Raw genomic sequence first — 26,474 nt, forward strand, 5'->3', positions numbered from 1 at the left:
GGGTTACATCTCCTTGCGCAGGTCGACGATGCGCAGCGCCAGCGCGATGACGGCAGTGATGATGATGGTCAGGACCACGCCCGCCACGGCGGCAAAGGCCCATTTGAGAGACCCGACCTGCGAGACGATAATATTGCCCAGCAGGTTCACCTTGCGCCCGGAAAGCGAGGCGGCGGTGGCGAACTCGCCCAGCACCATCACCGAAACGAAGATCGCGCCCACCACAACACCGGGCAGCGACAGAGGCAGGATGATGCGGCGGAAGATGGTGCCGAAGGAGGCCCCCAGATCGCGTGCGGCCTCGATGACCGACGGGTCGATGCGGCCAAGCATGAAGGTGATCGGCCCCACCATGAAGACGCAGTAGATCTGGGTCATCCCTACTAAAACAGAGAACTCGGAAAACAGCAGGAAGGTCAGCGGCTCGTGGATGATCCCGAGATTCATCAAGATCGTGTTGATCGCGCCTTCCGTGCCCAGCATCGGACGCCAAGCGATCACGCGGATCAGGAACGAGGTCCAGAACGGAATCACACAGGCGACCAGAAGCGCGGTCTGGAGGGTCTTGTTACGGACGAAAAGCCCGATGAACAGCGCCACCGGATAGCCGATGGCAATCGTCGCCACCAGCACGATCGCCCAGATGCGGATCGTGGTGCCAATGGCGGAAAGATAGGTCGGGGACGACAGGAAGCGTTCCCAGCTGGCGGTGGTCAGCGTCGAATTCACGCTGAAGGTGGTCTGGGTCCAGAAGCTGACATAGATAACCATCGCCATCGGCAGCACCATGAAAAGTGCCATCCAGATCACGCCGGGCGTCAGCAACATCAGCGCGCGGTTCCGGTCTTTGCGGGCACGGGCGACGGCGGGGCTTTGGGATGTGGCCTCGGGGAGGTCGGTGGTTGCAGCAGCCATTATGCAGCTCCCTCGAAAATACGGATCTGGTCCGGATGGAAATGCAGCGCATAGGTCGCGCCTTCGGTCATCTCGGGCAGGCGTGGCTGGCCCAGATGGTCCACGACCTGCACAAGCTGCCCGTCATTGGTGCGGAAAAACGCCAGCGCGGTGGGGCCGTTGAACTCCCCCGTCAGATAGCGCGCAGGGAAGGAGAGATGCCCCTCGGGCACAGCGTCGGGGCGGGCGATGCTGATCTGGTCGAAACGCACGCCAAGGCTGCCCGCACCGCGCGGCATCAGATGCGGCGGCAGGGCGAATGTGGCGGCACCGGTGGCAAAGCCCGCGCCCGTTCCCTGCCCCGCAAGGATGTTCCACGCGTTCAGATGGCGGGCGGCGGCGGCATTGTCGGGATTGGCAAAAAGACGGGTGGCGGGCGCATCCTGCACGATCCTGCCGCCCGACAGAATGGCGACCGTATCGCCCATCGTCAGCGCCTCGGCCTCGGAGCCCGTGACATGTAGGAAGGACACTTTCAGCCGCTCGCGGATGGCGCGCAATTCGTCACACATCCGCGCGCGCAGATTGGCATCAAGCGCGCCAAGCGGCTCATCGAGAAGCACGATCCGCGGTTCGGTCACCAGCGTCCGCGCCAAGGCGACCCGCTGGCGCTGCCCGCCCGAAATTGCCCCCACACCGCGATGGCCAAAGCCCCTGAGCCCGACCAGATCCAGCGCCGCCTCGGCGCGCTCGATCACCTCTTTCGGGTCGCTCACCGCCGCCTTGGCACGATGACGCAGCCCGAAGGCCACATTGTCGCGCACGCTCAGATGCGGAAAAAGCGCGAAATTCTGGAAAACGAAGCCGATATCACGCAGATGCGGCGGAACCCCGTCCAGACGGGTGCGATCAAAGCTGACCGTGCCAGTATCAGGTTCCTCAAAGCCCGCAATCACCCGCAGCAGGGTCGTCTTGCCCGAGCCGGATGCCCCCAGAAGGGATACATAGCGGTCGTCAGGCACCGTGAAGTCCAGACCGTCCAATGCAGTTACATCGCCGTATTTTCGGCTGACCCCGGATAGCGTGAGCATCGGCGTCTCCCTGTTATTTTTGATATATGCATACAAAAATCGATTCTATCTTTCGATCAAGACTTTTTCGATCTTTGTGCTCAAAAATCATTTTTTTAGGATCGCCAGCCAAAATAACATCATTATAGTGCGTAAAAACCAGACATGCCGGCTGTTTTTGGCAAGATAACTGCTCAGTTGATGATCAGAATAAGATCTTTGTGTGCAAAGATCATTGATACATTGCGTGCAAAAACCGTTATTCTGACTCGCAAGACCTTCTCGGCGCAGACGGAGCCCCCCTATGAGCACAGCGATCATCGACCGCAACGACGCGACCTCCGGCACGCCTGCCACCATGTTCGAGGCCGCCGCCTCTCTGTTGCGCAGCAATATCGAGGCAGGGCATCTTCTGGCAGGCTTTGTCTTGCAGGAAAGCGCCCTTGCCGAGCGGCTGGGCATGTCACGGGCCACCGTCAAACGCGCCTTTTCCATCCTAGAGGACGAGGGGCTGCTGACCCGCTTTTCCGGTCGCGGGCTGGTGGTGGCGGGCGGGTGCGGCACGCCGCAGCGCGTTGATCTGCGTCAGGTCGAGCTGGATCTGGAGGGGCTGGACGACGCCTTGGGGCAGCCCTCTTGGCACCGCATCTATGCCGAGGTCGAGCGCGAGCTGTCGCGCAGCCTGATCTTTGGCCGTTACCGCGTGATCGAAGCGATGATCGCGCAGGAATACGATATTTCGCGCACCGTGGTGCGGGATGTGCTGGGGCGGCTGCAGGAACGGGGGCTGGTCCAGAAAACCCAGACCTCCCGTTGGATCGTCGAACCGCTCACCGCCCAACGCATCAAGGATAAATTCGAACTGCGTCAGGTGCTTGAGGTGGCCGCGCTCAAATCGGGCCGCGCCGATCAGGCCAGCCTGCAGCACCTTCTGGACGAGATCCGCAGCCTTGATCCAGTCGAGAGACTGTCGCCGGCCCGCTGGTTCCGGTTGGAGGGCTGCTTCTTCGAGGCTGCCGTCATGGCCACCCCCAACCGCGACCTTGCCCGTTTCGCCGAACTCAACCGCCGCGCGCTGGATGCCTCGCAGCTTGCGCTGTTCTCGCTCGGGCTGCCGCCCGACCTGCAGACGCTGCGCGAGATCGCGACCATTATCGAGCTGCTGCAAACGGGGCCGGTATCGGCGGCGGCGGATCTACTGACCACCCATCTGGGCAATGCGATGGCGCGCACCATCGCGCAGCTCAAGATCACCGCGATCATCGACCCGCCGACCGATCTGGCCCCCTATCTCAGCCCTGCCTGAGGCCCCTCTCTAGATTACGCCCCGGCCTAGCCCCTATGCATGAACTCGCAAAAGGCCTGCACGGCGGCGGAGTGTTCCACATTTGCCGCCCATGCCAAGCCCACATTCATCGTGGGGATCGGATCGGCCAGCGTGATCACATCGACCCGCCGCCCGTCCAGCGACCACGGTCGATAGACCATATCCGACAGGATCGTGACCCCCATCCCTGCCCCGACCATCGAGCGCACCGCCTCGGTTGACGAGGTCCGGAACGCAATTCTGGGCCGCGCCCGCAAATGGTTCCAGTAACGCTGCGCGGTATTCGAGGCCTCGTCCACGGTCAGCATGACATAAGGCTCCTGCGCGACATCGGCCAAAGTCACAACGGGCTTCTCCAGCAGGGGATGTTCGGCCCCGACCCAAAGCCTGCGCCGCGATTGCAACAGCGTCTCGTAAAGCAGCCCTTCCTGATTAGCGATATTCGAGGTCAGCATCAGTGCCAGATCATAGCGGCCAGAGACCAGGCCGTCCTCGATCGCCTCGCGCGGGGCCTCGACCATCTGCAGCGTCACCTTCGGAAAGGCACGGATGAACCGTTCAAGATAGGGCGAGGCATAATAGCCCGCCACCGTATAGGTCATCGCCAGACGCAGCGCGCCCTCCACCTCGCTGCGCCGCAGATTGGGGGCGCGCACCGCCTCGTCCAGAGCACTCAGCACGCGCCGCGCATGATCTTGAAAGATCGTCCCCTCATAGGTCAGCCCCATGCCCCCCGCATGCCGATCGAACAGGGGGGCGCCGACGATCTCTTCAAGCTGGCGGATGGCCGTGGTGACAGCCGATTGCGAGACATTCAGTTCCTTCGCCGCCCGCGACACCTGCCCCTCGCGGGCAACGGCAACAAAGTAGCGAATCTGGCGGAAGGTGGGTTCGTTCATTATAGGAGATACCTCTATTCCACAAAACAGATACAGCCTTGGGGCGATCCTGTAGCGACTGCACGCCGCACAGATGAAAACCCTTTATTGTCGGGGCATTTGCCGGATAACGCCGGATAAAAGCGATATATCTGTTTCAACCGGAGGCCACCGCGCCCAGCAGCATTATTCATTTTTCAGAATTCATTGCCAGCATATTCTGTATTTTACATTCCGCCGAAACCCTGTCTTGATGAGGACAAGGCCGGAAAAATCCGGCACCAAGGCCCGCGAGAGGCCACCCAACAGCGACACCATAACCCGAAGATCCGACGCTCTGCCTGCCATAGCCCCCATGCGCCGCTGTGCCTCTTGGCCATGCGCTGCGGGCATGCAGCTATCGCGTGGCCAAGACCCGCCTGTTGCCCGCTCCGGCCAGCATCCGCTATGGCCGTCGCCCCGACATGCCGTTCTGCCGCGACCGGATCCGCCAGAAAAGGAGAGGCACGTGCCCGCCACCCTCAATTGCGACATGGGAGAAAGCTTCGGCCTCTATCGCTTTGGCGATGATGCCGCGATCATGCCTCTCATCGGACAGGCCAATGTGGCCTGCGGTTTTCACGGATCGGACCCTAGCCATATGCGGCGCACCGTCGCGCTGGCACGGGCCCATAATGTCAGCGTGGGCGCGCATGTCTCGCTGCCCGACCTGCCCGGCTTCGGACGGCGCGAAATGAAAATGGACCGTCAGGAAATGGCGGATATCATTCTCTACCAGATCGGCGCGCTGAAAGGGTTTGTGGATGCCGAAGGAATGACGCTCGACTATCTCAAGCCGCATGGGGCGCTTTACGGCATGGCAGCACGGCAGGAGCATATCGCGCATGCCGTCGCCGATGCCGCCGAAATCTACGGCCTGCCGGTGATGGGACTGACGGGCACCCTGCATGAACGCATTTACACCGAACGCGGCCTGACCTTCTGGGCCGAGTTCTTCGCCGATCTCGAATATGACGACGAAGGCCGCCTGATCATCACCCGCGACCATCAGGCCGTTGACCCCGCACAGGCTGCCGAACGCTGTCTGCGCGCTGTGTCCGAGGGCCTTCTGACCACCGTTTCGGGCAAGCATCTGCCGGTGCGCGCCGAAACCATCTGCATCCATTCCGATACGCCGAACGCTGTCCAGATCGCTCAAGCGGTCAAGGCCGCGCTTGGCCAATGACGCTCCCACCCCTGCACGAAAGGATCCTGCTCATGCCCACCGAAATCCGCTCTCCCGTTCCGGGCACCTTCTATCGCAAACCCGCCCCCGACCAGCCCGCCTTCAAGGAAGCCGGAGACAGCGTTGCGGCTGGCGAGACCGTCGGCTTGGTCGAGGTGATGAAGACTTTCATCGAGATCAAGGCCGCCGATGCCGGTGTGATTGCCGAGTTCACCGTCGAGGATGGCACCCCCGTCACCCCCGGCCAATGTGTCTGCGTAATGGAGTAAGGGGATGGGGATCACAAAACTTCTGATCGCCAATCGCGGTGAAATCGCGCTGCGCATCCAGCGCGCGGCCCGCGATCTGGGAATAAAGACCGTGCAGGTCCATTCCGAAGCCGATACCGAGATGCTGGCGGTCAAACTGGCCGATGAGGCCATCTGTATCGGCCCCGCGCCTGCGGCCAAATCCTATCTGGATATCGACGCGATCCTGAAAGCGGCCCGCGACAGTGGCGCGGATGCGATCCATCCGGGCTACGGGTTTCTGTCGGAGAATGCAGAGTTCGCTGATGCGGTGGTGGCCGCAGGGCTCATCTTTGTAGGCCCCTCGGGTGACACGATCCGCATGATGGGCGACAAGGCTGCCGCCCGCGCGAGCGCTTTGGCCGCAGGCGTGCCCACCGTGCCGGGATCGGAAGGGATCATCACCGATATGGCCGCCGCCGAAGCCCTTGCCGGACAGATCGGCTTTCCGGTCATGATCAAGGCCGCCGCCGGTGGAGGCGGGCGTGGCATACGCGTGGCGGAGACGGCGGAAGAGTTCCGCACGCTGGCCCCGCAGGCCTCTGCCGAGGCCAAGGCCGCCTTTGGCGATGGGGGTATCTATATCGAGAAGCTGATCGCCCGCGCCCGCCATGTCGAGGTGCAGATCATGGGCGACGGGCAGGATGTGGTGCATTTCTTCGACCGCGAATGCTCGCTGCAGCGCCGCCGCCAGAAGGTCTGGGAAGAGGCCCCTTCGGCCGCGCTCGATGACACCACCCGCGAGGCGCTGTGTCAGTCTGCCGTGGCGCTGGCCAAGTCGGTCAATTACCGTGGTGCGGGCACGCTGGAATATCTCTATGATGATGCGACGGGGGCCTTCTACTTCATCGAGATGAATACCCGTATTCAGGTCGAGCATCCGGTGACCGAGATGATCACCGGCCATGACCTTCTGGCCGAGATGATCCGCGTGGCAGGCGGCGCGCCCCTGTCGCTGCGCCAGTCCGACATCCAGCGGCGCGGCCATGCCATCGAGGTGCGGCTGAACGCCGAGGATCCCGCCAATAATTTCATGCCCTTCCCCGGTGTGGTCAGCGGGCTGCGCCTGCCCGACGGGCCTGGCGTGCGGATGGATCACATGCTCTATCAGGGCTATGCGATCCCGCCTTTCTACGACTCGCTGCTGGGCAAGCTGGTGGTCTGGGCGGACACCCGCGAGGCGGCGCTGACCCGCCTTGGCCGTGCGCTTGGCGAGTTGCAGGTTGACGGCCTGCCCACCACCGCGCCGCTGTTCAGCGCGCTTCTGGGCGATGCCGAGCTGCGCGCCAATCACGTCCACACCAAATGGCTGGAACCCTGGTTAGAGACCCACGCCCATCTGATCGCGCAAGAAAAGGATAAAGCCGCATGAGCTGCCGTTATTCCTATGGCGGAGACGAGCATATCTTCGTCGAAGTCGACCCGTCCATGTCGCTCGAGGCGTTCTTTACCTCGCTTTCCATGACCAATGCGGTGCGCGACGCCGAAATCGAGGGCATCACCGAGATCTGCCCCGCCAATGCCTCGTTCCAGATCAAATTCGACCCTGATGTGATCGCACCCGAAGACCTGATGGCGCGGCTGCAGGAGCTGGAGGCACAGGCCGAGGCGGCCCCTGCCGTGCTCGACACCCGCATCGTTGAAATTCCTGTGTATTATCAGGACCCTTGGACGCATGAGACCCTGATGCGCTTTCGCGAGCGCCATCAGGACCCCGAGGCCACCGACCTTGAATATGCCGCACGGATCAACGGCTATGACAGTGTTGCGGCCTTCATCGCGGCGCATTCCGGCGCGCCTTGGTTCGTGTCGATGGTGGGGTTCGTGTCGGGGCTGCCGTTCCTTTACCAGATGGTGGATCGCGACCGGCAGATCGAGGTGCCCAAATATCTTCGCCCGCGCACCGATACGCCAAAGCAGACTGTGGGCTATGGCGGCTGTTTCTCCTGCATCTATTCGGTGCGTGGCGCGGGCGGATACCAGATGTTCGGCATCACGCCGATGCCGATCTACGACCCCGAGCAGAAGGTGGCGCATCTGAAGGAGTTCATGGTCTTCTTCCGCCCCGGCGACATCGTGAAATGGAAACCCATCACCCGCGAGGAATATGACCGTATCCTGCGCGAGGTCGAAGAGGGCAGCTACACCCCCCGCATCCGGCCCGTGCGCTTCTCGCTTGAGGAGTTCAACGCCGATATCGACGGCACAAATGCCAAGCTGATGGAGGCGCTCCATGCCGATTAATGTGATCTCCGCCGGAATTTCCACGACGGTGCAAGACCTTGGCCGTCCGGGCTATTACCACTTGGGCATCCCGATGGGCGGCGCGATGGACCGTATGGCGCTGCGCGCGGGCAATCTTCTAGTCGGCAATGAGGAAGGGGCGGCCTGTCTGGAATGCGCCTTTTTCGGGCCGGAGCTGGAATTTACCGAGGATGCCGTGATCGCGATCACCGGCGCGGAGCTGCCGCCCAAGATCGATGGTGCGCCCCAGCCCACATGGACCGCGCTGGAGGTGCGCGCGGGTCAGGTGCTGTCGTTCGACTATCTGCAAGCGGGCGCACGGGCCTATATCGCCGTGGCAGGCGGGATCGATGTGCCGATGGCGCTTGGATCGCGCTCGACCTATGCCATCGGCGCGCTTGGCGGGGTCAAGGGGCGGGCCGTGCAGCCGGGGGATGAATTACCGATCGGGACGGGGGCCAAGGCCGGCACCGGCAAGAGCCTGCCGCCGGAGCTGCGCCGCCTTCCGGCCGCCCGCGCCGAGCTGCGCATTCTCCCGGGGCTTTACAACCACCGCCTGACCGAGGCCAGCCTTGCGCAATTCTTCAAGGAGGACTGGCGCGTGGCCAATGAGGCCGACCGGATGGGCTACCGGTTCCAAGGCGGCACGCCTTTGGAATTTGTCGCACAGGACCAGCCTTTTGGCGCAGGATCGGACCCGTCAAATATCACCGATGCCTGCTACCCTTACGGGTCGGTGCAGGTGCCAAGCGGGGCAGAACCCATCATCTTGCACCGCGATGCGGTTTCGGGCGGCGGGTATTTCATGCTGGGCACGGTGATTTCGGCGGATATGGACCTGATCGGCCAGCTCCAGCCCAATATGCATGTCCGGTTTGTGCCGGTCGATATGGCCACCGCCCTGCAGGCGCGCCATGACCGGCGCCAGCAACTGGACAGGATCCGCAAGGCATTGGCCTGATATGGGCCAAAGCCAGACATGAAAACGCCGCGCCCTCTGTTCGGGGGCGCGGCGTGCAGGAACGAAAGGGATCAGAGCGAGGCGTCGAGCGCTTCGATGATCTTGTCGCCCATTTCCGAGGTCGAAACCGGCACACCGCCTTCGGGGCCCAACAGGTCTGCGGTGCGCACGCCATCGGCAAGCACCTTTTCCACGGCCGCTTCCAGACGGTCGGCTTCCGCGCCCAGATCGAAGCTGTAGCGCAGCGCCATCGAGAACGACAGGATGCAGGCGATCGGGTTGGCCTTGCCCTGACCCGCGATATCGGGGGCCGAGCCGTGCACGGGCTCATACATCGCTTTCGGGCGACCATTGGCCATCGGCGCACCAAGGCTTGCCGAGGGCAGCATGCCAAGCGAGCCGGTCAGCATCGCCGCCGCATCCGACAGCAGATCGCCAAACAGGTTGTCGGTCACGATGACGTCGAACTGCTTGGGCGCGCGGCACAGCTGCATCGCGCCCGCATCGGCATACATATGCGACAGCTCGACTTCGGGGTATTCCTCGTCATGCACGCGCTGCACGACTTCGCGCCACAGGATGCCCGACTCCATCACATTGGCCTTCTCCATCGAGCAGACCTTGTTGCCGCGACGCTTGGCCAGTTCGAAGGCCGAACGGGCAACGCGCTCGATTTCGCTCTCGGTATAGCGCTGGGTGTTGATGCCCACACGCTCGTTATTTTCAACGATGATGCCGCGCGGCTCGCCGAAATAGATGCCCGAGGTCAGCTCGCGCACGATCATGATATCAAGACCGGCGACCACATCTTTTTTCAGCGAGGAGAAATCGGCCAGCGCGTCAAAGCATTGTGCGGGGCGCAGGTTGGAATAAAGATCCATCTCCTTGCGCAGACGCAGCAAGCCGCGCTCGGGCTTCACCGAGAAATCCAGAACGTCGTATTTCGGGCCGCCCACGGCGCCCAGAAGCACCGCATCGACCTCTTGCGCCTTGGCCATGGTTTCGTCCGACAGCGGCACGCCATGCACGTCATAGGCCGCGCCGCCCACCAGATCTTCGGAGACATCAAAGGCCACATCGCGCTTTGCGCCGAACCAGTTGATGACCTTTTTGACTTCGGTCATGACCTCGGGGCCGATACCGTCGCCCGCCAGAATGAGGATCGAAGGGTTTGCCATGAAATACCTCCCGCATGTTCAGGCCCAACTGGCCAATAAGACAAGGTTGGGCGAGGGCGTAGCCAATGCCCGCCTCGGGGTCAAGTTCCGAACGTGCACTTGGACGGCACCGGAAGACGGTGCGCGGGGAGAAAAAATCGGCAGCATCGAAGGTGACGCAGCGTCATAGGCGAGGTTTCGCAGTCGTGAAAATCAGCCGCTCGCGCAGGGGCGTCCGATTTTGCATGATAGGACCATAAAGAGCAGAACGGAAAAACGCATGACTCGCAGACTCCTGATTCTCGGGATGGGGGGGCTTTTCGGAGCCGCCGCCGCCCGCGCCTTTCGTGCCGCAGGCTGGGATGTCGACCGCTACCATCGCGGCTCGGATGTCTCGATTGCGGCGCGCGGCGCCCGCTGGATCATCAACGCCACCAATCCCGCCAATACCGCAGAGCTGGAGCGCGACCTGCCGGACCTGACCAAGAAGGTGATTGCCGCAGCCCGCAACTCGGGGGCTTCGGTCATCGTCCCGGGGAATTTCCACATCTATGGCCGCAGCGGCACGGCGTGGGGCCCCGACTGCCCCCACGCGCCGGTCAGCCGCCGTGCCAAAGCCCGCAGCGAAGCCGAAAAGCGCTATCGCGAGGCCGCCGATGCCGATCATGCCATGCTGATGCTACGGGCGGGCGATTTCGTCATGCCGGGCGCACAGGCCACCTTGATGAACAGCCTCGTCCTGCCCAAGCTTGCCAAACACGAGATCACGGCGCTGGGTCCGGCGGACAAGCTGCATATCCATGCCGATCTGGAAGATCTGACGCGGGTCGCCGTGGCCTTGGCCGAAACCGCAGACGAAGGCGGCGGCTTTCTGGACATTCCCTTCCCCGGCACGCGCTTTTCCGCCCGTCAGCTCGCCGAGAGCCTCTCCAGACAGATCGACAAGAAGATCCGCCTGAAATCCTATCCGTGGTGGCGGCCACAGTTCAGCGCAAGCGGGCGTCAGATGGCGGCCAACCGTGCGTTCTACCAAAATGACCACGTCATTGACGAGGGTCCGTTCCGCATGCTGTTCCCGACCTATGAGACCAAATCACTGGACCGGATCGCCTTCGAGCACCTTTATATGCGCGGCATGAAGGTCAAACCCGAGGGTCGCGCCGCCGATCAATCGCCCCGTGCGCAATCGCATGGCCAAGCGATGTCAACCCAGACCATCTTGTAACGCGTCGAGACATGGGCCGGAGCCTGCCACCGCGTTCCGGCCCCAGAGACCTGCAACTGCCGATCCGGCAGGATGTAATCCAGCCGCAGCAGCCTGCCCGACAGATCGCTCGTGGCAAAGGGGCTTCCCCGCTGCGCGGCATCCGTGGATGCGGGACGGGGATCTTGCAATCTCGGATGGGCAAGAAGCGCCTGCAAGGCATCCTTGCGTCCTTCGGACTGGTCGGGGTCCAGATTGGCGCGCCCCAGCATCACCACGGGCGGATCGTCGGGCAAGCCCGCAAGATAGGGCAACCAGAACGCCGTCTCGTCATGATTGCGCCGCCCGTTGCGATCTTCGGGCCCGTCGAAAATCGGGGGGGTGGCCGCCCAGACCAGAAGCCGCAATGCGTGACCGGCCTCGTGCAGGCGCACATCCCAATGCACGGTGGAGGACAGGCGTTGCACCCGCTGCGCCGCCTCGGACAGGCCCGCGCCCGCGATCAGAGTGTCCGGCATGTCCCGCCAGAGCGCGCCACTCAGATCCTGCACCGGCCCGATCTCCAACCGTGAAAGCAACAGCACCCCGCCCTGCCCCGTAAACCGGCCATATCCCTGCGCATCCCTTGCCTCGCCCAGAACGCCGTTCCCATCCAGATCCGCCCCCGATGGCAGACCGCTATTGGGCTGGAGATGCAATGCATAGGGATAGTCCAGACCCTGCGCGGCAAGCCTCTTGCGAAAAGCCTCTACCGCCAGCCCCTGCGCATCCCAATCGAAATCAAGAAGCAGCAGCACATCCGCAGACAAGCTGGCCATTTCCGCGACACTGGCCGCAACCTGCGGGTCCTTCCGCGCCAGAATATCGCGATACAGAAGCCCCGGCCCCTTCCGGCCAAGCTGCGGATCCCAAAGCGCAATCCGCAGCCCCGATGCCTCTTCAGCCACGGCCAGTGTCAGGCCCCATAGCCACAGGGCCACACAGATCAGGCCGCCTGATAGGTACCGTCGTCTCCGGCTTCGGCTTCGGCCTCGGCACGGGCGTGACGCCTGCGTTGCGCGATCATCGCCGCGATCCGGCCCATCGCCATGCCACGCATCACCAAAGCCGTAGGAAGGAATGCCCATAGGATCACCAGCCAGATCAAAGCATGCGGGCTGCGCGGCATCACCGAAACAAACACAATAGAGACCAGCTTCAGCAGCACCGGCAGCAGAAAGGGAAGAACCACACCGACACTCGCATTCACCCAAGAATCGCGGCGCAACCTGTCTACCACATCCCCGCCCATCGTCGGATCGAAGGTCGGCAGATTGACCCAGACATTGAACCGCTCCTGCCGGTTGGGCCATCCCAGCGCATGAATCGCCACAAGAAAAGCCCCGATGCCCGTCAGGCACACCATGCTTGCAAGCCCCGCAAGGCTTTGCAACACCCCCAAACGCGATTGCGCCGCAGCGGGCAGAACCTGCATCAGAAGCCGCAAGGGGCTATAGGGGAAATCCAGCAGACCGCCGAAAGCATGCCCGAGCGCCAGCAAAAGCCGGTTGAAGGTGCTGGGCACCGCAGGGGCGATACTGGCCAGAGACAACAGGATCACCAGCCCGAAAAACACCAGAAAACGGATGCGGTTATAGGGCGCGGCATCGCGGAATTCGACAAGGCAGGGATAGACGGAACTGTATTCGAACACGGTCAGCCCTGCGAGAAACAAGGCGACAAAGGCCACGACCTGCATCGTATCGGCCCCTGCTCCGGGCAGAAGAAGCGCCGGAACACAGATCACGAATGCCAGTAATAGCGCCCGAAGACTGGCGCCGAAGATACGTAAAACCACTGCCCTGCCCTCTGGTCCGGACAACCGCGATACACTGTCGGGGTTTTATACCGGATCTGGATACTGCCTTAATCTTGCCATGATTTTGCCCAACTTCGCCACGTTTGGCAATCCGGCCGTGAAAATGCAGCCTATTTTCACAAAGCATCGGCCTTCCTGCCACAGCGGACGCGCCTCAGGCCTTATCCGGTTTGACGTCATCTGCCGCATGGCAAAGAGGGCCTCTCTGCCTTGAGCGTCTTTTGCGGTGCCTTCCGGCACAGGATGTAAAGCGTTGTGCCCGACAGGATCAAAAGACCGCACAGCACCAGCAACGGCAGCCCCAGAAACAGGAAATCTTCCCGCGAGCCGACAAACAGGGACGCGACCCCGATATGCTGACAGTGCCCCGACACGCTGGCAAACCCGCATGCCAAGCCAAGAACATAAACGCAGAAAATACAATCGGCCCCCGCCAATACGGCATTCAGGACCACCCAGATTTTCAACAGCCGGATTTGCAATTTCAATATACCTCCCCGATAGGCTCAGAAATGAGACGCATGAAATAATCGCCTGAGCCGTTTTGCAGAAATGGCGGACCGGGAACAGGGATTTTGTCGCGGCACGACATCCCGTCCACCGCCGCCATCCGAGAACAACCGGCCAGATCGGTCTAAATATTGAACATAAACGCATAATTGCGCGCCGGTTTACGAAAACCCTTGGCATATCAACGGCGGCCTCCGGCCAGCGAAACGCTCTGTTTTACGCTTTTTTTCACATAGCCGACATGCACCTGATGCAAATATTTTCACCCACACTCTACATTTCAGGCATTTTTCTTAATCAATCGATCAAACATCCACCCCGCCTTCGGCTTGACAATCGGCTTCAGGCCCGACGTTTTGCTCGGGATGACTTATTGAATAAAGAGACAGTTGATGACGACGGACACTCTGGAATCCTTTCTGGGAACAGTCGGGGGCATCGTATGGGGCCCCTACCTTCTTATCCCTCTCCTTCTGGGAACGGGTATTTTTCTCACCTTCCGACTGGGCGCGTTGCAGTTTGTCCGTCTTGGCGCGGCGCTGCGCCTTGGTCTGTGGCGCCGTCACGATCATGGGGCCGAAGGGGATATCAGCCAGTTTCAGGCGCTGACCACCGCAATGGCGGCCACTGTCGGCACCGGTAACATCGTGGGGGTTGCCACCGCCATCAGCGTGGGCGGCCCGGGGGCGCTGTTCTGGATGTGGGTGACGGCCCTGCTGGGGATGGCCTCGAAATATTCCGAAGCCTTCTGCGGTGTGCGCTTCCGCGTCACCGATGCGGCGGGCGAGAAATCGGGTGGCCCGCAATATTACCTCGAACGCGGCATTCCGAACGGGTTCGGGAAATTCCTCGCCATCGCATTCTCGATCTTCGCGGTCTGCGCCTGTTTCGGCATCGGCAATATGACGCAGGGCAATTCCATCGCCTCGAACCTCGACCAGAGCTTCCATATCCCGACATGGATCTCCGGCGCGGTGCTGGCGGTGATGACGCTGGTTGTTCTGGTGGGCGGGATCAAGTCCATCGGTCGGGTGACGGCGGGTCTGGTGCCTGCGATGATCGTCTTCTACGTGCTGGGCGCGCTGTATATTCTGATCGCCAATGCGGGCACCATTCCGACGGCTTTGGCCGAGATCTTCTCGGACGCTTTTACCGGCTCGGCTGCCACCGGCGGGTTCCTGGGCTCGACCATCATGATCGCTGTGCAATTCGGTGTGGCACGCGGCATTTTCTCGAATGAATCCGGCATGGGCTCGGCGGCGATTGCCGCAGCTTCGGCCCAGACCAGCCACCCCGTCCGGCAAGGGCTTGTCTCGATGACACAGACCTTTATCGATACGATCATCGTGGTCAGCTGCACCGGTCTGGTGATTGTCACCACCGGCGTCTGGAACCAGCTCGACCCCGTGACCGGCGAGCAGATCTCGGCGGCCGTGATGACCGCCCGCGCCTTCTCCCACGGGCTGCCGGGAAGCTGGGGCGACTGGATCGTGACCTTGGGTCTTGTGCTTTTTGCCTATTCCACCATCCTCGGCTGGGCCTATTACGGCGAACGCAATATCGAGCGGCTCTTCGGTCGCCGCCTTGTCATGCCCTTCCGCGTGCTGTTCTCGGTCATCGTCTATATCGGCTGCACCATGCAGCTGGGTGTGGTGTGGAACTTCTCGGATGTGATGAACGGGCTGATGGCCATCCCGAACCTGATCGGCCTCTTGATCCTGTCGGGGCTGATCGCCCGCGAAACGCGCCACTACCTGCGCCATGATCCCAAGCTGGAGGCCAACCAGCACGAGATCGAGGCCTTCATGCAAGGTCAGCCCGGCTGGGACGAGTGGAAAGCCTCAGATCATACCGTGCATCGCTAAGGAAAGGGGGCCGCTTGGCCCCCTTTTTCATCTGCGGGTGATGCCGCTCATCGGTGCGATTTTCGACCCGTCCGAGAAACGGTGCAGCCGGAAGGGCGTGGGGTCCACGATGGGCGGATGGCCGGTCATCAGATCGGCCACCAGCCGCCCCGCTCCCGGACCAAGCCCGAAGCCATGCCCCGAAAATCCGGTCGAGACAAACAGCCCCTTGACCCCGTTCTTCACCCCTTCGGTGCCGGAGATCACAGGGATCACATCGGGCAGCACGTCGATAATCCCCGCCCAGCGTTGCTCGATCTTCATGCCCTTCATCTTTGGCCAGCGCGCCGAGACCTGTGCAAAGACCTTATCGATAAAGGCGGTCTCGGGCTGGGGGTCCATGATGCGGGTCTCCTCGAAGGGGGTCACATCATTGGCGCTCCATTTGCGCTTGGTCTTCAGCCCGTCCACAAAGGCCGAGCCAAAGCCGAAACGCAGCCCGCGCCATTCGTTCTTCAGCGCCGGAAGGAAGGCACCGAACAGGCGGAAGCTATCGGGGGTGATCTCGTAGCGGCTATTGGCGGAAGAGGCGATGGTATAGCCGCCGTCCATCCTGCGCCGCATGGCGAATTCGCGGAACTTGATGGTGCCTTCGGGCCCGCCCTCCATGGGGGAGGTCCGCAATACGGTGTTCTTGGTGCGCAGCTGCGGCAGGTAGATGCCCATATTGTCCAGCATCAAGCGCGACCAGATACCCCCCGCCAGCAGCACCTGCGAACAGGCGATCCGCCCGTGTTCGGTGATCACCCCTGTCACGCGGCCATCCTTGACGTCGATCATCCGCACCGCCGTATTCTGGTGCACGCTGCCACCACGGGCCTGCACCGCGCGGGCCACGGCAGGCGCGGCCTTCTGCGGCTCGGCGCGGCCATCCTTGGGGTTATGAAGCGCGCCCTTGATCGGCAGATCCATCCCCTCATATTCAGCCAGCGCCTCCTCACGGGTGATCATGCGCGCGGGGATCTGGTAGCTTTGCAGCAGATCAGCCCATTCCTTTTCTTCTTCCAGCACATCATCGCTGGCACAGGTATAGGTCACCCCCGACTGGCGATAGCCCGTCTCGGCCTCGACCCTCTCGTTGAGCCCCTCCCACATGCGCACGGCTTCCACCATCAAGGGCATCTCGCGCGGGTCACGATGGGTCAGCCGGACCCAGCCCCAGTTGCGGCTGGATTGTTCGGCCCCGATCTCGCCCTTCTCGCAGATCGCCACCTTCAGCCCGCGGTCCACCAGTTCAAGCGCGGCACAGGTGCCCGCAATTCCACCACCGATAATCACAACATCCACCGCCTTCGGCAGGACGGCATCGCTTTCGACCGGGTCAAGCTTCGGTCCTGGCATGGGTCTTCTCCTTAAATCAGACGGAAACACCCCGTCTTATGCATGGGGCGGCAGGGGCGCGCCCTGTCGCAAAGCCTTGAAATTATCGCGCAACCGATAGCCCAGAAGCGCCGCCTTGGGCGCCACGTCCATATAGCGCGGCTGAGCGCTGAGCGGTTCAAGCCGGAGGTCCAGATCGGCCTCCATCGCCCAATCCGCCAGAATACCGCCCAGCATGGACCCGGTCGGCACGCCCCGCCCCGACAGGCCAGTCATCGCCACCACTCCGGGGGCAAGCTGATACAGGCGGGGCACGGTCTGGCGCTGCATGTCCAGCTCGCCGGTCCAGAAGAAGTCCCAGCGGATGTCCTCGCGGATTTCGGGATGCAGCCACTTCAGACGGTCGGTCATGATCTTTGCGGTCAACGCACGGTCATAGCCACGCCGGATCATCGGGAACATCGAGGCCACGATGCGGTTTTGCGCATTGTATTTATAGACATAGATATCGCCGCGCCCGTCCTGAATGGTGGTGCGCTTGGGCAGAAGATGGGCCTGCGTTTCGGGCGACAGAGGTTGGGTCGCCGCCACAAACACCCGCAGGATGCGGAAGGTCTGCTCCAGCTTCGGCCAGCCCGCCACCGTATAGGCGCCCGTGGTATAGATCACCTTCTCGGCCAGCACCCTGCCCTGCGGCGTGGTGACCGCCCATCGGCCGCCCTCGCGCGAGGTGCCCGTCACATGGCTTTCGGTGAAGATCTGCCCGCCTTCGCGCATGACGGCCCGCGCCAGCCCCCGCGCATAGCCAAGCGCATTCAGCCCGCCCGCCTCTTCGTGATACCACCCGCCCAAGAAACGCGGCGATCCGGTGATGGCCGCAACCTCGGCGCGGTCGAGCATACGCGTGCGGGCACCCACCGCGTTATATTCAGTGGCGCGTTTCTCCATCACATTGATATGGCTGGGGAATAAAGCGCCCTGCACATAGCCGTTCTGCTCCCATTCGCAGTCGATCCCATAGTCACGGATCATCGCGCCTACGCGGTCATTGGCGCGGGTCTGGCGGTGGATCAGCCGCTCGGCCCAAGGTTCGCCCAGCACGCGGCGCAGATCGGGCAGCGAATAATGGGTGAAGGTCGGCGTGCAATGGCCCGCGTTCCGCCCCGAGCCGCCAAACCCCACCTGAGCGCGCTCTAACACGGCGACGCTGACGCCCTGCTTGGCAAGTTCCAGCGCCGTGGTCAGGCCGGAATAGCCCGCGCCCACAATACAGACATCCGCCTGCACATCGCCCTGCAAGGGCCGAGTCTGCGGCGCGGGGGCGGCCGTTGCATACCAGAGCGTATCCTCGAAGGGGGAAAACCGGCGCATCATGCCCTCACAGATCGGTGCGGCTGTCGAAGGCGTCGCGCAGACCGTCTCCGATAAAGTTGAACCCCGCCACGGCAATGGTGATCGCCACACCGGGCACAATGGCCAGCCACGGCGCGCTATCGAGATATTGCTGCGCACCGTTGAGCATATTGCCCCAAGAGGGCAGCGGCGGCTGGATCCCATAGCCGAGGAAAGAGATATAGGCCTCAAGCAGGATCGCGCGGGCCACCGTCAGGGTGGCCGCCACGATGATCGGGCCGATGGCATTGGGCAGAAGCTCGCGGAACATGATCCAGCGCTCGGACAGGCCCAGCATTTGCGCCGCCTGCACGAAATCCTGACCTTTCAGCGATTTGACCTCGGCCTCGACGATGCGGGCCACCTCCATCCAGCTGGTGGCGGCAATGATCAGCGCGATCATCACCGGACCGGGCTGGATAAAGGCCGCCAGCGCCAGCAGCAGGAAAACCGACGGAAAGGACAGAAACGCATCGACGATCCGCATCAGCACCGCCGAGACCTTGCCGCCGTAATAGCCCGACAGCACCCCGATGACCGACCCGATCGCAGTGGCAATCACCATCACCGCAAAGCCGATGGCCATGGACACCTGCCCCGCATGGAACAGTCGCGCGGCGATATCGCGGCCCAGAGGGTCGGTGCCGAAGATATGCGCGCCGGTGCCGGGGGGCGCAAAACGCGCGCGCAGGTCGATATAGAGTTCATCATAGGGCAGGAAATGCGGCCCCACGAAACAGGCCACAGTCAGCGCCAGCACCATGATCAGCCCCAGAAGCGCCAGCTTATGCGAGGCGAAGCGGCGCAAAGCGCGCGAGCGGAAGACTTTGGCGCGGGGCGCGAGATCGGTTGTGGTGGTGGTCATCAAAGCCTCCTCAATCCAGACGGATGCGCGGATCGATCAGCGCAACAATGAGATCGGCGGCCAGATTGCCCACCAGAACCAGAATGGCCGAGGCCATGAGAAGCCCCATCACCACCGGATAGTCGTTATAGCCAAGGCTATCGAGGAAGAGCCGCCCCATGCCGGGCCATGTGAAAACGGTCTCGGTCACCAGAGCGCCCCCCAGCACCATAGGCAGCTGCAGCCCCGCAAGCGTGATCATCGGCACCAGCGAATTGCCCACGATATGTTTGAAAAGCACGCGGCGCGAGGTCAGCCCTTTGGCACGCGCGGTGCGCACGAAATCCTGTTTGATGACATTCAGCGTCGAGGTCCGCATGTAGCGCGACCAGATCGCCACATCGACCAGCGCCAGCACCATGGCGGGCAGGATCAGGTGGCGCAGGTAATCCAGCACCGAGCCATCGCCCACGGTGTACATATTGCCCGCAGGCAGCCAGCCCAGATTGAGCGAGAAGACATAGATCGCGACAAGCCCGAACCAGAAGGTCGGGATCGACAGCGCGACCATGGCAAAGACCGTCATCGTATAGTCAAACGCGCCCCCACGTTTGAGCGCCGAGAAAATCCCGATGGCCGAGCCCAGCGTCACCGAAATCACCGTCGCCGTGCCCATCAGCAAAAGCGTGGCGAAAAGATGCCGCCCGATGACCGCCAGAACGGGCTGACCGTCGCGGTAGCTTTGCCCCCAATCGCCCACGAACAGATGGCTGAGCCAGTCGATATATTGCACCGGAAGCGGGCGGTTCAGGCCCATCTGCTCGGCGATTTTGGCCAGCTGCTCCTGCGTCATGCCGGGGCTAAGGGCGAATTGCGACAAAGGCCCCCCGGGGGCCAGCGACAGCACGCAAAAGCCGATACAGGAAACGATGACAAGAAGGATCAGGCTTTGCCCGAGGCGGGACAGGATATAGCGCAGCATGTCGTGCCTTTCGGTTGGGGCTTCAGAACTTGGGAAAAGGCCCCTCCGCGGATCGCGCGGAGGGACAGGTACCGGAGGGGTGCGCCCTCCGGCTGGGGGTCAGGTGCGCGACCAGTCGCGCACGTTCCATGTATCGATGCGGTTGTTCACATTGGGCGTGGGCCCTGCGACATCCTCTTTCCAGCCCTTGACCACGGCGTATTGGAACATCGGCAGGAAGGGCAGGTCATGACGCATGACGGCCTGCTGTTCCTGATAGATCTTCTTGCGGTCCTCGGGCACAAAGCTCTTCGCGCCGGCTTTCAGCAGCTCGTCCACCTTCTCGCTTTGATAGGCGAAGGTGTTCTGCCCCGAACCACCCAAGGCAGGCGACATGGTGGACATGAAGTAATCCGACGTATCAGGGTCGGCGCCCGCCAGACAGTTCAGCCCCACAACCACCGTATCGAATTCCGAATTCATCCAGTAATCGCCCCACATCACGGCTGGCGGCAGGTTCTTGATCTGCATATCCACGCCGATCTCCTTGAAGGTCTGCTGGATGAATTGCTGTGCCTGCTCGCGCAGATGGTTGCCGGCGGTGGTCGAATTGGTGAAGGACAGTTTCACCCCATCTTTGGCACGGATGCCATCGTCGCCTTTCTCCCAGCCTGCGTCATCCAGCAGCTTGTTGGCGGCCTCGATGGAAAACTCATGCTTGGGCAGATCGGGGTTATAGTAGAAGCTCTGCTGCGGCATATAGGTCTCGGTAGGGGTCGGCACGCCGTAGTAAAGCGCATCGATGATCGAGCTTTTGTCGATGGCCGCATAAAGCGCCTGACGCACCGCCAGATCCTGAAACTGCGGGCGCTGCATGTTCAGCCCGAAGCTCTCGAAAGTTGCGGTGCCTGCCACTTTGACCACTTTGCCCGGCAGTTTCTCGGCCTCGGCCAGATGGTCGGGAGAGATATATTGCAGCCCCACCACATCAATGTCGCCCGATTTGAACTGGGTGTACATCACGTTGAGATCAGGCACATATTTGATGATCAGCGATTTCAGATGCGGCCCGTCCATATGGTAATCGGCATTGGCTTCCAGCTCGATATGGTCGCCCGCCATACGGGTCTTCCACTTATAAGGGCCGGTGCCGATGGGGCTGTTCATGAAGGGCGTATTGTTCAGATCGGCCTGACCGTCAAAGGCGGCTTTGGGGATCATATAGGTCGAGGCCAGAACGCCTGCGAGCGGCGCGAAGGGTTCGGACATGGTCCAAGTGATCTCGGTGGGCGAGACAACGGTAATGTCGCGCATGAACTTATAGCCGGTCGAGCGGAAGGACCGGAAATCGGGGTTCACGGTCAGTTCAAGGCTGAATTTCACGTCTTCGGCGGTGAAGGGCGTGCCGTCATGCCAGGTGACGCCCTCTTTCAACTTCACCTTCCAGCTCAGCCCGTCTTCCGAGATCCCGCCATTGGCCACGGTGGGCACTTCAGCGGCAAGGATCGGGAACAGCTGCCCCTCGGGGTCGAAATCGAACAGCGTGTCGAAAATGGCGTAATAAACGCCCTCATCCACCTCGATATGCGGCATCAAAGGGTTGAAAACGGTGGGCTCTTGCGAAAACGCCAGCACCAGCTGCCCCTCGGGCGAGGCATTGGCCGCCAGCGCCGCATCCTTGCGCAGAAGGCTTGGCCCCATCAGGCCCAGCGAACCGGCCGCCCCCATCATCATCAGGCTCTGGCGGCGGGTGAATGTGGTCTTGTGATCTTGCGTCATCGTGCATTCCCTGTTGTTGGTTGCAGGCAAATCTATCCTGTTCCGCAAAGCGGGTGGCTTGCGGGGATAGGTCTGTCTGTCGAGAGTGCGGGTTGGCCCCGCTTAGGGTGTCACAGGGCGATGGGCCGCCCCCTGACGGGTTAGAAACCGCTGATAATCTCTATCTTTGTGCCATCACTGAAGCGGTTGAAACGGAAAGGCTTTGTATCGACCACGGGCGTGCGGCCGGTGACCAGATCGGCCATCAGACGGCCCGCGCCAGGCCCGATGCCGAAACCGTGGCCGGAAAAGCCGGTGGCGATATGGAAGCCGGGGATCTGGTCGATGGGCGAGATCACCGGAATAGCATCGGGCGTCACATCGATGGCGCCTGCCCAACGCTGTGCGATCTGGGCGTCATTGAAGACAGGGAATGCCTCGCGCAGATTGGCCAGCGCTTTGTCTTGCAGATTGAACGCAGGCTTAGGGTCAAGCACGCGGTTATATTCGAAAGGGCTTGCCTCATCCAGCCGCCAGCGGTTGGGGATGCGGGCCTCGTCATAGAAACGCCCGCCAAAGCGCAACATCAGCGCCTTCCATTCGGCACCAAGCGCGGGCAGGAAGTCCTTCATATAGCGGAAGCTATCGGGCACGATATCCACGATATTGCGGAACCCGTCGGCAATCGTATAGCCGCCATCCTGCCGCTTGCGGATCGAGAAGCCTTCGGACCAGATCGCCATCTCCGGCCCGCCTTCCAGCGGCTTGGTGCGGATGACCGAGTTCTTAACCTTCAGCTGCGGCAGGCGCAGCCCGTTGTTGCGGGCAAACAGGCTTGACCAGGCGCCACCGGCCAGCACCACCTGTTCGCAGGCGATCGGACCGCGCTCGGTCACCACCCCCGAGACATAGCCGCCCGAGGTCTCGATCCCGCGCACGGCGCATTCGGTCAGGATATAGGCGCCCTTGTCGCGGGCGGCCTCGGCAATGGCGGGGGCGGCCTTCTGCGGCTCGGCGCGGGCATCGGCGGCGGTATAAAGCGCACCCTTCACCTTCATCTTGCAGCCCGGATTGAGCTGAGCGAATTCATCCGCCGAGATCATCCGGCTGTCGATCTGGTAATCGCGCAGGTTCTCCAGCCATTTCTCGTGCTCGGCATAGGCTTTGTCATCGGCGCAGGCAAAGGCGATCCCCGACCGTTTGAACCCCAAATCACGACCCGTACGCTCTGCCATCCCGTCCCAGATGCGCAGCGCTTCGGCCATCAGCGGAACTTCGCGCGGGTCGCGGCGCGTGATCCGCACCCAGCCCCAGTTGCGGCTGGATTGTTCGTGCCCGATGCCGCCCTTCTCGCAAAGCGCAACCTTCAGGCCGCGTTCGACCAGTTCCAGCGCGGTCGAGGTGCCGATAATACCACCCCCGATCACCACCACATCCACCTTTTCAGGCAGATCCACATCCCCATGAACAGGAACAACAAAAGGACCGGGCATCAGAAGCTCTCCTCGAGCTGGCAATTCACATGAAATTCGGCGACGCTCGCCGTGTTGGGCAGGTTGATCAGCATCTCGATGACCTGCGCAAGGTCTTCGGGTTGGGTCATCGCGGCTGTATCCCGGTCGGTCAGGCTTTGCGCCATATCGGTGGCCACAAAACCGGGGCAAATGGCGGTGGCGCGGATCCCGTCATCGAAGCCTGCATGCCGAAGCGCATGCGCCAGCCCCACCACCGCGAATTTCGACACCGAATAGGGGCCGGAGCGCGCCGATTTCACCCGTTTCCCCGAAAGCGAGCCCAAAAGGATCACCCGACCCTGCCCCGAGACCTTCAGCCCCTCCCAAGCGGCTTTGGCCAGACGCTGCGGGCCCATCACATTCACCTGCAACAGGGCGTTCATCTCGTCATCGGAAATGCTCACCACATCCTGCGGATTGGCGATGCCCGCATTGGCCACCAGCGCATCAATCCGGCCAAATCGCGAAGTGGTCGCCTCGGCCCAAGCGCTGGCAGAGGCGGGATCGGTGGCATCATAGGCGCAGACCTGCACGCGCGCAGCATCGGCCCAAGCGGGCAAAGCGGGGCGACGCATGCCAAGGCTCAGGGCCCAGCCCGCCTCATGAAGACGCTTGGCCACCGCCGCCCCGATGCCGCGATTGGCCCCTGAAATCATCACACAACGCGGCTCAGTCATGCCAGCTCTTCCTCATATTGATATAGGCGCTTTTCAGCATCCGTTTGAACGCCTGACGCTCGGGTGCGGGGATCATATGGAAGAACTCGGCCTCCTGCGTGCGGATGATCTCGCGGACTTCTAACGACAGCGCATGGCCCTTTTCAGTGATAAACAGCGACTGGGCGCGCTGGTCATCGGGCGAGGGCTCGCGCCGGATCAGTCCTTGCTCCACCATGCGGTCAAGAATGCGACCCGTGGCCGGACGGTCGCGCATGAGCACCTCGGCAATCTCGGACGGGCGGATCGCGGGGTAGTCGTCAACCAGCAAAAGCGCGGTGATCTTGCCTTTGCCCTTGGCGATCTCCAGATGCGCCATCCGCTTGTCGAGATCGCGCGAGACGATGGAATCGAGCGAACGGATATACCAGCTGAGCGCCCCTTCCAGAATGTCGATCCGGTGCCCGCCGATGATCATGGGCGGGTCGTCATTCTCGGGGGGAGGGTCAAAATCCGCCATGTCGCTCCTTTCCGGTTCCTGCCCTCAGGGTTCCGCCATTTGCGGCCTCGGGCAAGAGGAAAGTTGTGAAACACAACGATATTGGTTGCACTTCACAACTACTGCACGGAATTGATGCGTTTGCACCGGTTTCCACAGGGAAAGATGCGCGTCACGGATGCATTTTGTGAAACAGGCCGGATCGGGCGACGGCAGGCGCCGCCCGTAAGACGCCGCCCCTCAGGCCGCCATCCCCGGAATCGCGGAGACCAGATTGCGGGTATAGTCATGGCTCGGGTTGCGGAAGATCTGCGAGGGCGGGCCGTATTCCACCATTTTCCCGCGGTGCATCACCAGAATATCGTCGCAGATCTGGCTGGCCACGCGCAGGTCATGGGTGATGAAGACCATCGCCAGCTTGCTCTCCTGTTGCAGCCGGTTCAGCAGATCCAGCACCTGCGCCTGAATAGACACATCCAGCGCCGAGACCGCCTCATCCGCCACAATCACGTCGGGGTCGAACATCAGCGCGCGCGCAATCCCCACCCGTTGGCGCTGACCGCCCGAGAACTCATGCGGGTAGCGGTCAAAGGCCTGCGCCTCCAGCCCGACGGTCTGCAGGATACGCTCGGCCTTCTTGCGCGCATCCGCATGGGTCAGCAGACGATGCGCCACCGGCCCCACACACATCGCCTGCCCCACGGTGAAGCGCGGATTGAGCGAGGCATAGGGGTCCTGGAAGATCATCTGGATGCGGGCGCGCAGAGGGCGGAATTCGGCCTCGCTCAGCGCAAGCGTGTCCTCGCCACGGAAATTGATCTGCCCGCCATCGGCCCCGATCAGCTTCATCAGCACCTTGCCCATCGAGGATTTCCCCGAGCCGCTTTCGCCCACGATCCCCAGCGTCTCGCCCTTGCGCAGGGTAAAGCTGATGTCATTGACGGCATGGACCTCGCGCATCTTGCCCAGAAACCCCGAGCGTGTGCGATAGGTCTTTTGCAGGTTCTTCACCTCCATCACCACAGGCGGCGCCTGATCGCGCAGGCGGTCTTCTTCGCGCAGCGTGGGCACAGCGGCGATCAGCTTTTTGGTATAGGGGTGGGTCGGGCGTTCCAGCACCGAACCCGCATCGCCCTGCTCGACCAGATGGCCCTTTTCCATTACGATCACACGGTCGGCAATATCGGCCACCACACCGAAATCATGGGTGATGAACATCACCGACATATTCTTGCGCCGCTGCACCTTGCGGATCAGGTCGAGGATCTGCGCCTGAGTGGTCACATCCAGCGCGGTCGTCGGCTCGTCCGCGATCAGGATATCGGGGTCCAGCGCCAGAGCCATCGCGATCATCACCCGCTGACGCTGCCCGCCCGACAGGCGGAACGGGTATTGATGCTGGATCAGCGCAGGGTCGGGCAGACCCACCTCGGTCAGCATCTCGACCACCTTTTGGGCGCGGCTGGTCTTATCGCCCATCTGATGGGTGTCCAGCACCTCGCGGATCTGGTCGCCGATGGTCATCAAAGGGTTCAGCGCCGAGAGCGGGTCCTGAAAGATCATCGAGACCGCCCGCCCGCGCATCTTGCGAAACTCGGATTCGGGCTGTTTCAGCAGGTCCTTGCCGCGAAAGGTGATCTCGCCCGCGCTGACCGTCATCACATCGGGCAAAAGCCCCATCACCGTGCTGGCGGTCACCGATTTCCCCGAGCCGGATTCCCCGATGATGCACAGGATCTCGCCCTGCAGGAGGTCAAAGCTGATATTTTCCACCGCAAAGCGCCGGTCCAGCGCCTTGGGCAAAGCCACCGAGAGGCCGCGCACCGAAAGCACAGCACCCGTGGGCGTTGTTTGAGCCGTCATAGTTTGTCCAGTCGTTTGTCATTATTATAGAGGCCCAGCTTCGGGCCGGAACGACCGGAGCGGCAAGCCCTATACGGGATCTGCGCCAGAACCGGACCGGAAACGCTAATAATGAAGGCAGATCACAAGGCTCGCGCCTGAAAAACGA

At 62.1% G+C, this 26,474-nt stretch carries 24 protein-coding genes; 8 read left to right on the top strand and 16 right to left on the bottom strand.

The genetic code is table 11. From position 1 onward, the window contains the following. Window positions 1-3: 3 nt before the first annotated feature. Window positions 4-918, bottom strand: a complete 915-nt coding sequence (locus AC2ISB_RS17105) for an ABC transporter permease (RefSeq protein WP_406737084.1) — start codon at window positions 916-918, stop codon at window positions 4-6. Further along, on the bottom strand, window positions 915-1,985 hold the full coding sequence (locus AC2ISB_RS17110; protein ID WP_486577104.1) for an ABC transporter ATP-binding protein: 1,071 nt from the start codon (window positions 1,983-1,985) through the stop codon (window positions 915-917). Before AC2ISB_RS17110 ends, AC2ISB_RS17105 begins: the two co-directional genes overlap by 4 nt. A 283-nt stretch (window positions 1,986-2,268) precedes the next feature. Here AC2ISB_RS17110 and AC2ISB_RS17115 point away from each other — a divergent pair, with 283 nt between their 5' ends. Then, window positions 2,269-3,270, top strand: coding sequence for a GntR family transcriptional regulator (locus tag AC2ISB_RS17115; protein WP_330646952.1), 1,002 nt, complete (start codon window positions 2,269-2,271; stop codon window positions 3,268-3,270). 26 nt (window positions 3,271-3,296) lie between these two features. On the opposite strand, the gene AC2ISB_RS17120 is transcribed toward AC2ISB_RS17115, so the two are convergent. Continuing rightward, window positions 3,297-4,190, bottom strand: a complete 894-nt coding sequence (locus tag AC2ISB_RS17120; RefSeq protein WP_330646951.1) for a LysR family transcriptional regulator — start codon at window positions 4,188-4,190, stop codon at window positions 3,297-3,299. A 487-nt stretch (window positions 4,191-4,677) separates the two neighbouring features. On the opposite strand from AC2ISB_RS17120, the gene AC2ISB_RS17125 reads away from it, so the two are divergent. From AC2ISB_RS17125 to AC2ISB_RS17145, 5 genes are read left to right on the top strand one after another with little or no spacing between them, the layout of a single operon-like run. Further along, window positions 4,678-5,394, top strand: a complete 717-nt coding sequence (locus AC2ISB_RS17125; RefSeq protein WP_330646950.1) for a LamB/YcsF family protein — start codon at window positions 4,678-4,680, stop codon at window positions 5,392-5,394. 32 nt (window positions 5,395-5,426) lie between these two features. Further along, window positions 5,427-5,663, top strand: coding sequence for an acetyl-CoA carboxylase (locus tag AC2ISB_RS17130; protein WP_330646949.1), 237 nt, complete (start codon window positions 5,427-5,429; stop codon window positions 5,661-5,663). A gap of 4 nt (window positions 5,664-5,667) precedes the next feature. Beyond that, window positions 5,668-7,053 carry an acetyl-CoA carboxylase biotin carboxylase subunit gene (locus AC2ISB_RS17135; RefSeq protein WP_486577105.1) on the top strand — a complete coding sequence of 462 codons (1,386 nt, stop codon included), beginning with the start codon at window positions 5,668-5,670 and terminating at the stop codon, window positions 7,051-7,053. Beyond that, complete coding sequence (locus AC2ISB_RS17140; RefSeq protein WP_486577106.1) at window positions 7,050-7,925, top strand: 5-oxoprolinase subunit B family protein; 876 nt, start codon at window positions 7,050-7,052, stop codon at window positions 7,923-7,925. Before AC2ISB_RS17135 ends, AC2ISB_RS17140 begins: the two co-directional genes overlap by 4 nt. After that, on the top strand, window positions 7,915-8,886 hold the full coding sequence (locus AC2ISB_RS17145; RefSeq protein WP_486577107.1) for a 5-oxoprolinase subunit C family protein: 972 nt from the start codon (window positions 7,915-7,917) through the stop codon (window positions 8,884-8,886). Before AC2ISB_RS17140 ends, AC2ISB_RS17145 begins: the two co-directional genes overlap by 11 nt. Before the next feature lie 71 nt (window positions 8,887-8,957). Here AC2ISB_RS17145 and leuB read toward each other — a convergent pair whose 3' ends face one another. Next, a complete protein-coding gene (leuB, locus tag AC2ISB_RS17150; protein ID WP_330646945.1) occupies window positions 8,958-10,064 on the bottom strand; it encodes a 3-isopropylmalate dehydrogenase in 1,107 nt (368 codons plus the stop codon). Window positions 10,065-10,323: 259 nt separating this feature from the next. Between leuB and AC2ISB_RS17155 the strand changes: the two genes are divergently transcribed. Next, entirely contained in the window at window positions 10,324-11,268 is a 945-nt protein-coding gene (locus AC2ISB_RS17155) for a Rossmann-fold NAD(P)-binding domain-containing protein (RefSeq protein WP_486577108.1), read from the top strand. On the opposite strand, the gene AC2ISB_RS17160 is transcribed toward AC2ISB_RS17155, so the two are convergent. The 3 genes from AC2ISB_RS17160 to AC2ISB_RS17170 form a co-directional block, all read right to left on the bottom strand. Beyond that, window positions 11,211-12,227, bottom strand: coding sequence for an endonuclease/exonuclease/phosphatase family protein (locus AC2ISB_RS17160; protein ID WP_486577109.1), 1,017 nt, complete (start codon window positions 12,225-12,227; stop codon window positions 11,211-11,213). The two genes, AC2ISB_RS17155 and AC2ISB_RS17160, sit on opposite strands and share 58 nt — an antisense overlap. 5 nt (window positions 12,228-12,232) lie before the next feature. Next, entirely contained in the window at window positions 12,233-13,084 is an 852-nt protein-coding gene (locus AC2ISB_RS17165; protein ID WP_486577110.1) for a hypothetical protein, read from the bottom strand. A gap of 197 nt (window positions 13,085-13,281) precedes the next feature. After that, entirely contained in the window at window positions 13,282-13,593 is a 312-nt protein-coding gene (locus AC2ISB_RS17170; protein WP_330646939.1) for a hypothetical protein, read from the bottom strand. Between the two features lie 414 nt (window positions 13,594-14,007). Between AC2ISB_RS17170 and AC2ISB_RS17175 the strand changes: the two genes are divergently transcribed. Beyond that, window positions 14,008-15,480 carry an alanine/glycine:cation symporter family protein gene (locus AC2ISB_RS17175; protein WP_486577112.1) on the top strand — a complete coding sequence of 491 codons (1,473 nt, stop codon included), beginning with the start codon at window positions 14,008-14,010 and terminating at the stop codon, window positions 15,478-15,480. A 27-nt stretch (window positions 15,481-15,507) separates the two neighbouring features. Here the strand turns inward: AC2ISB_RS17175 and AC2ISB_RS17180 are convergent, their stop codons facing one another. The 9 genes from AC2ISB_RS17180 to AC2ISB_RS17220 form a co-directional block, all read right to left on the bottom strand. After that, window positions 15,508-16,860: an NAD(P)/FAD-dependent oxidoreductase gene (locus tag AC2ISB_RS17180; protein WP_330646937.1), complete on the bottom strand. Its 1,353-nt coding sequence runs from the start codon at window positions 16,858-16,860 to the stop codon at window positions 15,508-15,510. Between the two features lie 36 nt (window positions 16,861-16,896). After that, window positions 16,897-18,210, bottom strand: a complete 1,314-nt coding sequence (locus AC2ISB_RS17185) for an NAD(P)/FAD-dependent oxidoreductase (protein WP_486577113.1) — start codon at window positions 18,208-18,210, stop codon at window positions 16,897-16,899. Between the two features lie 7 nt (window positions 18,211-18,217). After that, window positions 18,218-19,096, bottom strand: a complete 879-nt coding sequence (locus tag AC2ISB_RS17190; protein WP_486577114.1) for an ABC transporter permease — start codon at window positions 19,094-19,096, stop codon at window positions 18,218-18,220. A gap of 10 nt (window positions 19,097-19,106) precedes the next feature. Then, window positions 19,107-20,057: an ABC transporter permease gene (locus AC2ISB_RS17195; protein WP_330646935.1), complete on the bottom strand. Its 951-nt coding sequence runs from the start codon at window positions 20,055-20,057 to the stop codon at window positions 19,107-19,109. Between the two features lie 99 nt (window positions 20,058-20,156). After that, window positions 20,157-21,815: a peptide ABC transporter substrate-binding protein gene (locus tag AC2ISB_RS17200; protein WP_486577115.1), complete on the bottom strand. Its 1,659-nt coding sequence runs from the start codon at window positions 21,813-21,815 to the stop codon at window positions 20,157-20,159. A 140-nt stretch (window positions 21,816-21,955) separates the two neighbouring features. Then, window positions 21,956-23,287: an NAD(P)/FAD-dependent oxidoreductase gene (locus AC2ISB_RS17205; protein ID WP_486577116.1), complete on the bottom strand. Its 1,332-nt coding sequence runs from the start codon at window positions 23,285-23,287 to the stop codon at window positions 21,956-21,958. After that, a complete protein-coding gene (locus tag AC2ISB_RS17210) occupies window positions 23,287-23,985 on the bottom strand; it encodes an SDR family NAD(P)-dependent oxidoreductase (protein WP_486577117.1) in 699 nt (232 codons plus the stop codon). Before AC2ISB_RS17210 ends, AC2ISB_RS17205 begins: the two co-directional genes overlap by 1 nt. Continuing rightward, window positions 23,978-24,484, bottom strand: coding sequence for a MarR family winged helix-turn-helix transcriptional regulator (locus tag AC2ISB_RS17215; RefSeq protein ID WP_486577118.1), 507 nt, complete (start codon window positions 24,482-24,484; stop codon window positions 23,978-23,980). The genes AC2ISB_RS17210 and AC2ISB_RS17215 overlap by 8 nt, the downstream gene beginning before the upstream one ends. Window positions 24,485-24,703: 219 nt before the next feature. Beyond that, window positions 24,704-26,326: an ABC transporter ATP-binding protein gene (locus AC2ISB_RS17220; protein WP_486577119.1), complete on the bottom strand. Its 1,623-nt coding sequence runs from the start codon at window positions 26,324-26,326 to the stop codon at window positions 24,704-24,706. Window positions 26,327-26,474: the final 148 nt, after the last annotated feature.

Source organism: Thioclava sp. NS-SX20, from assembly GCF_057380695.1.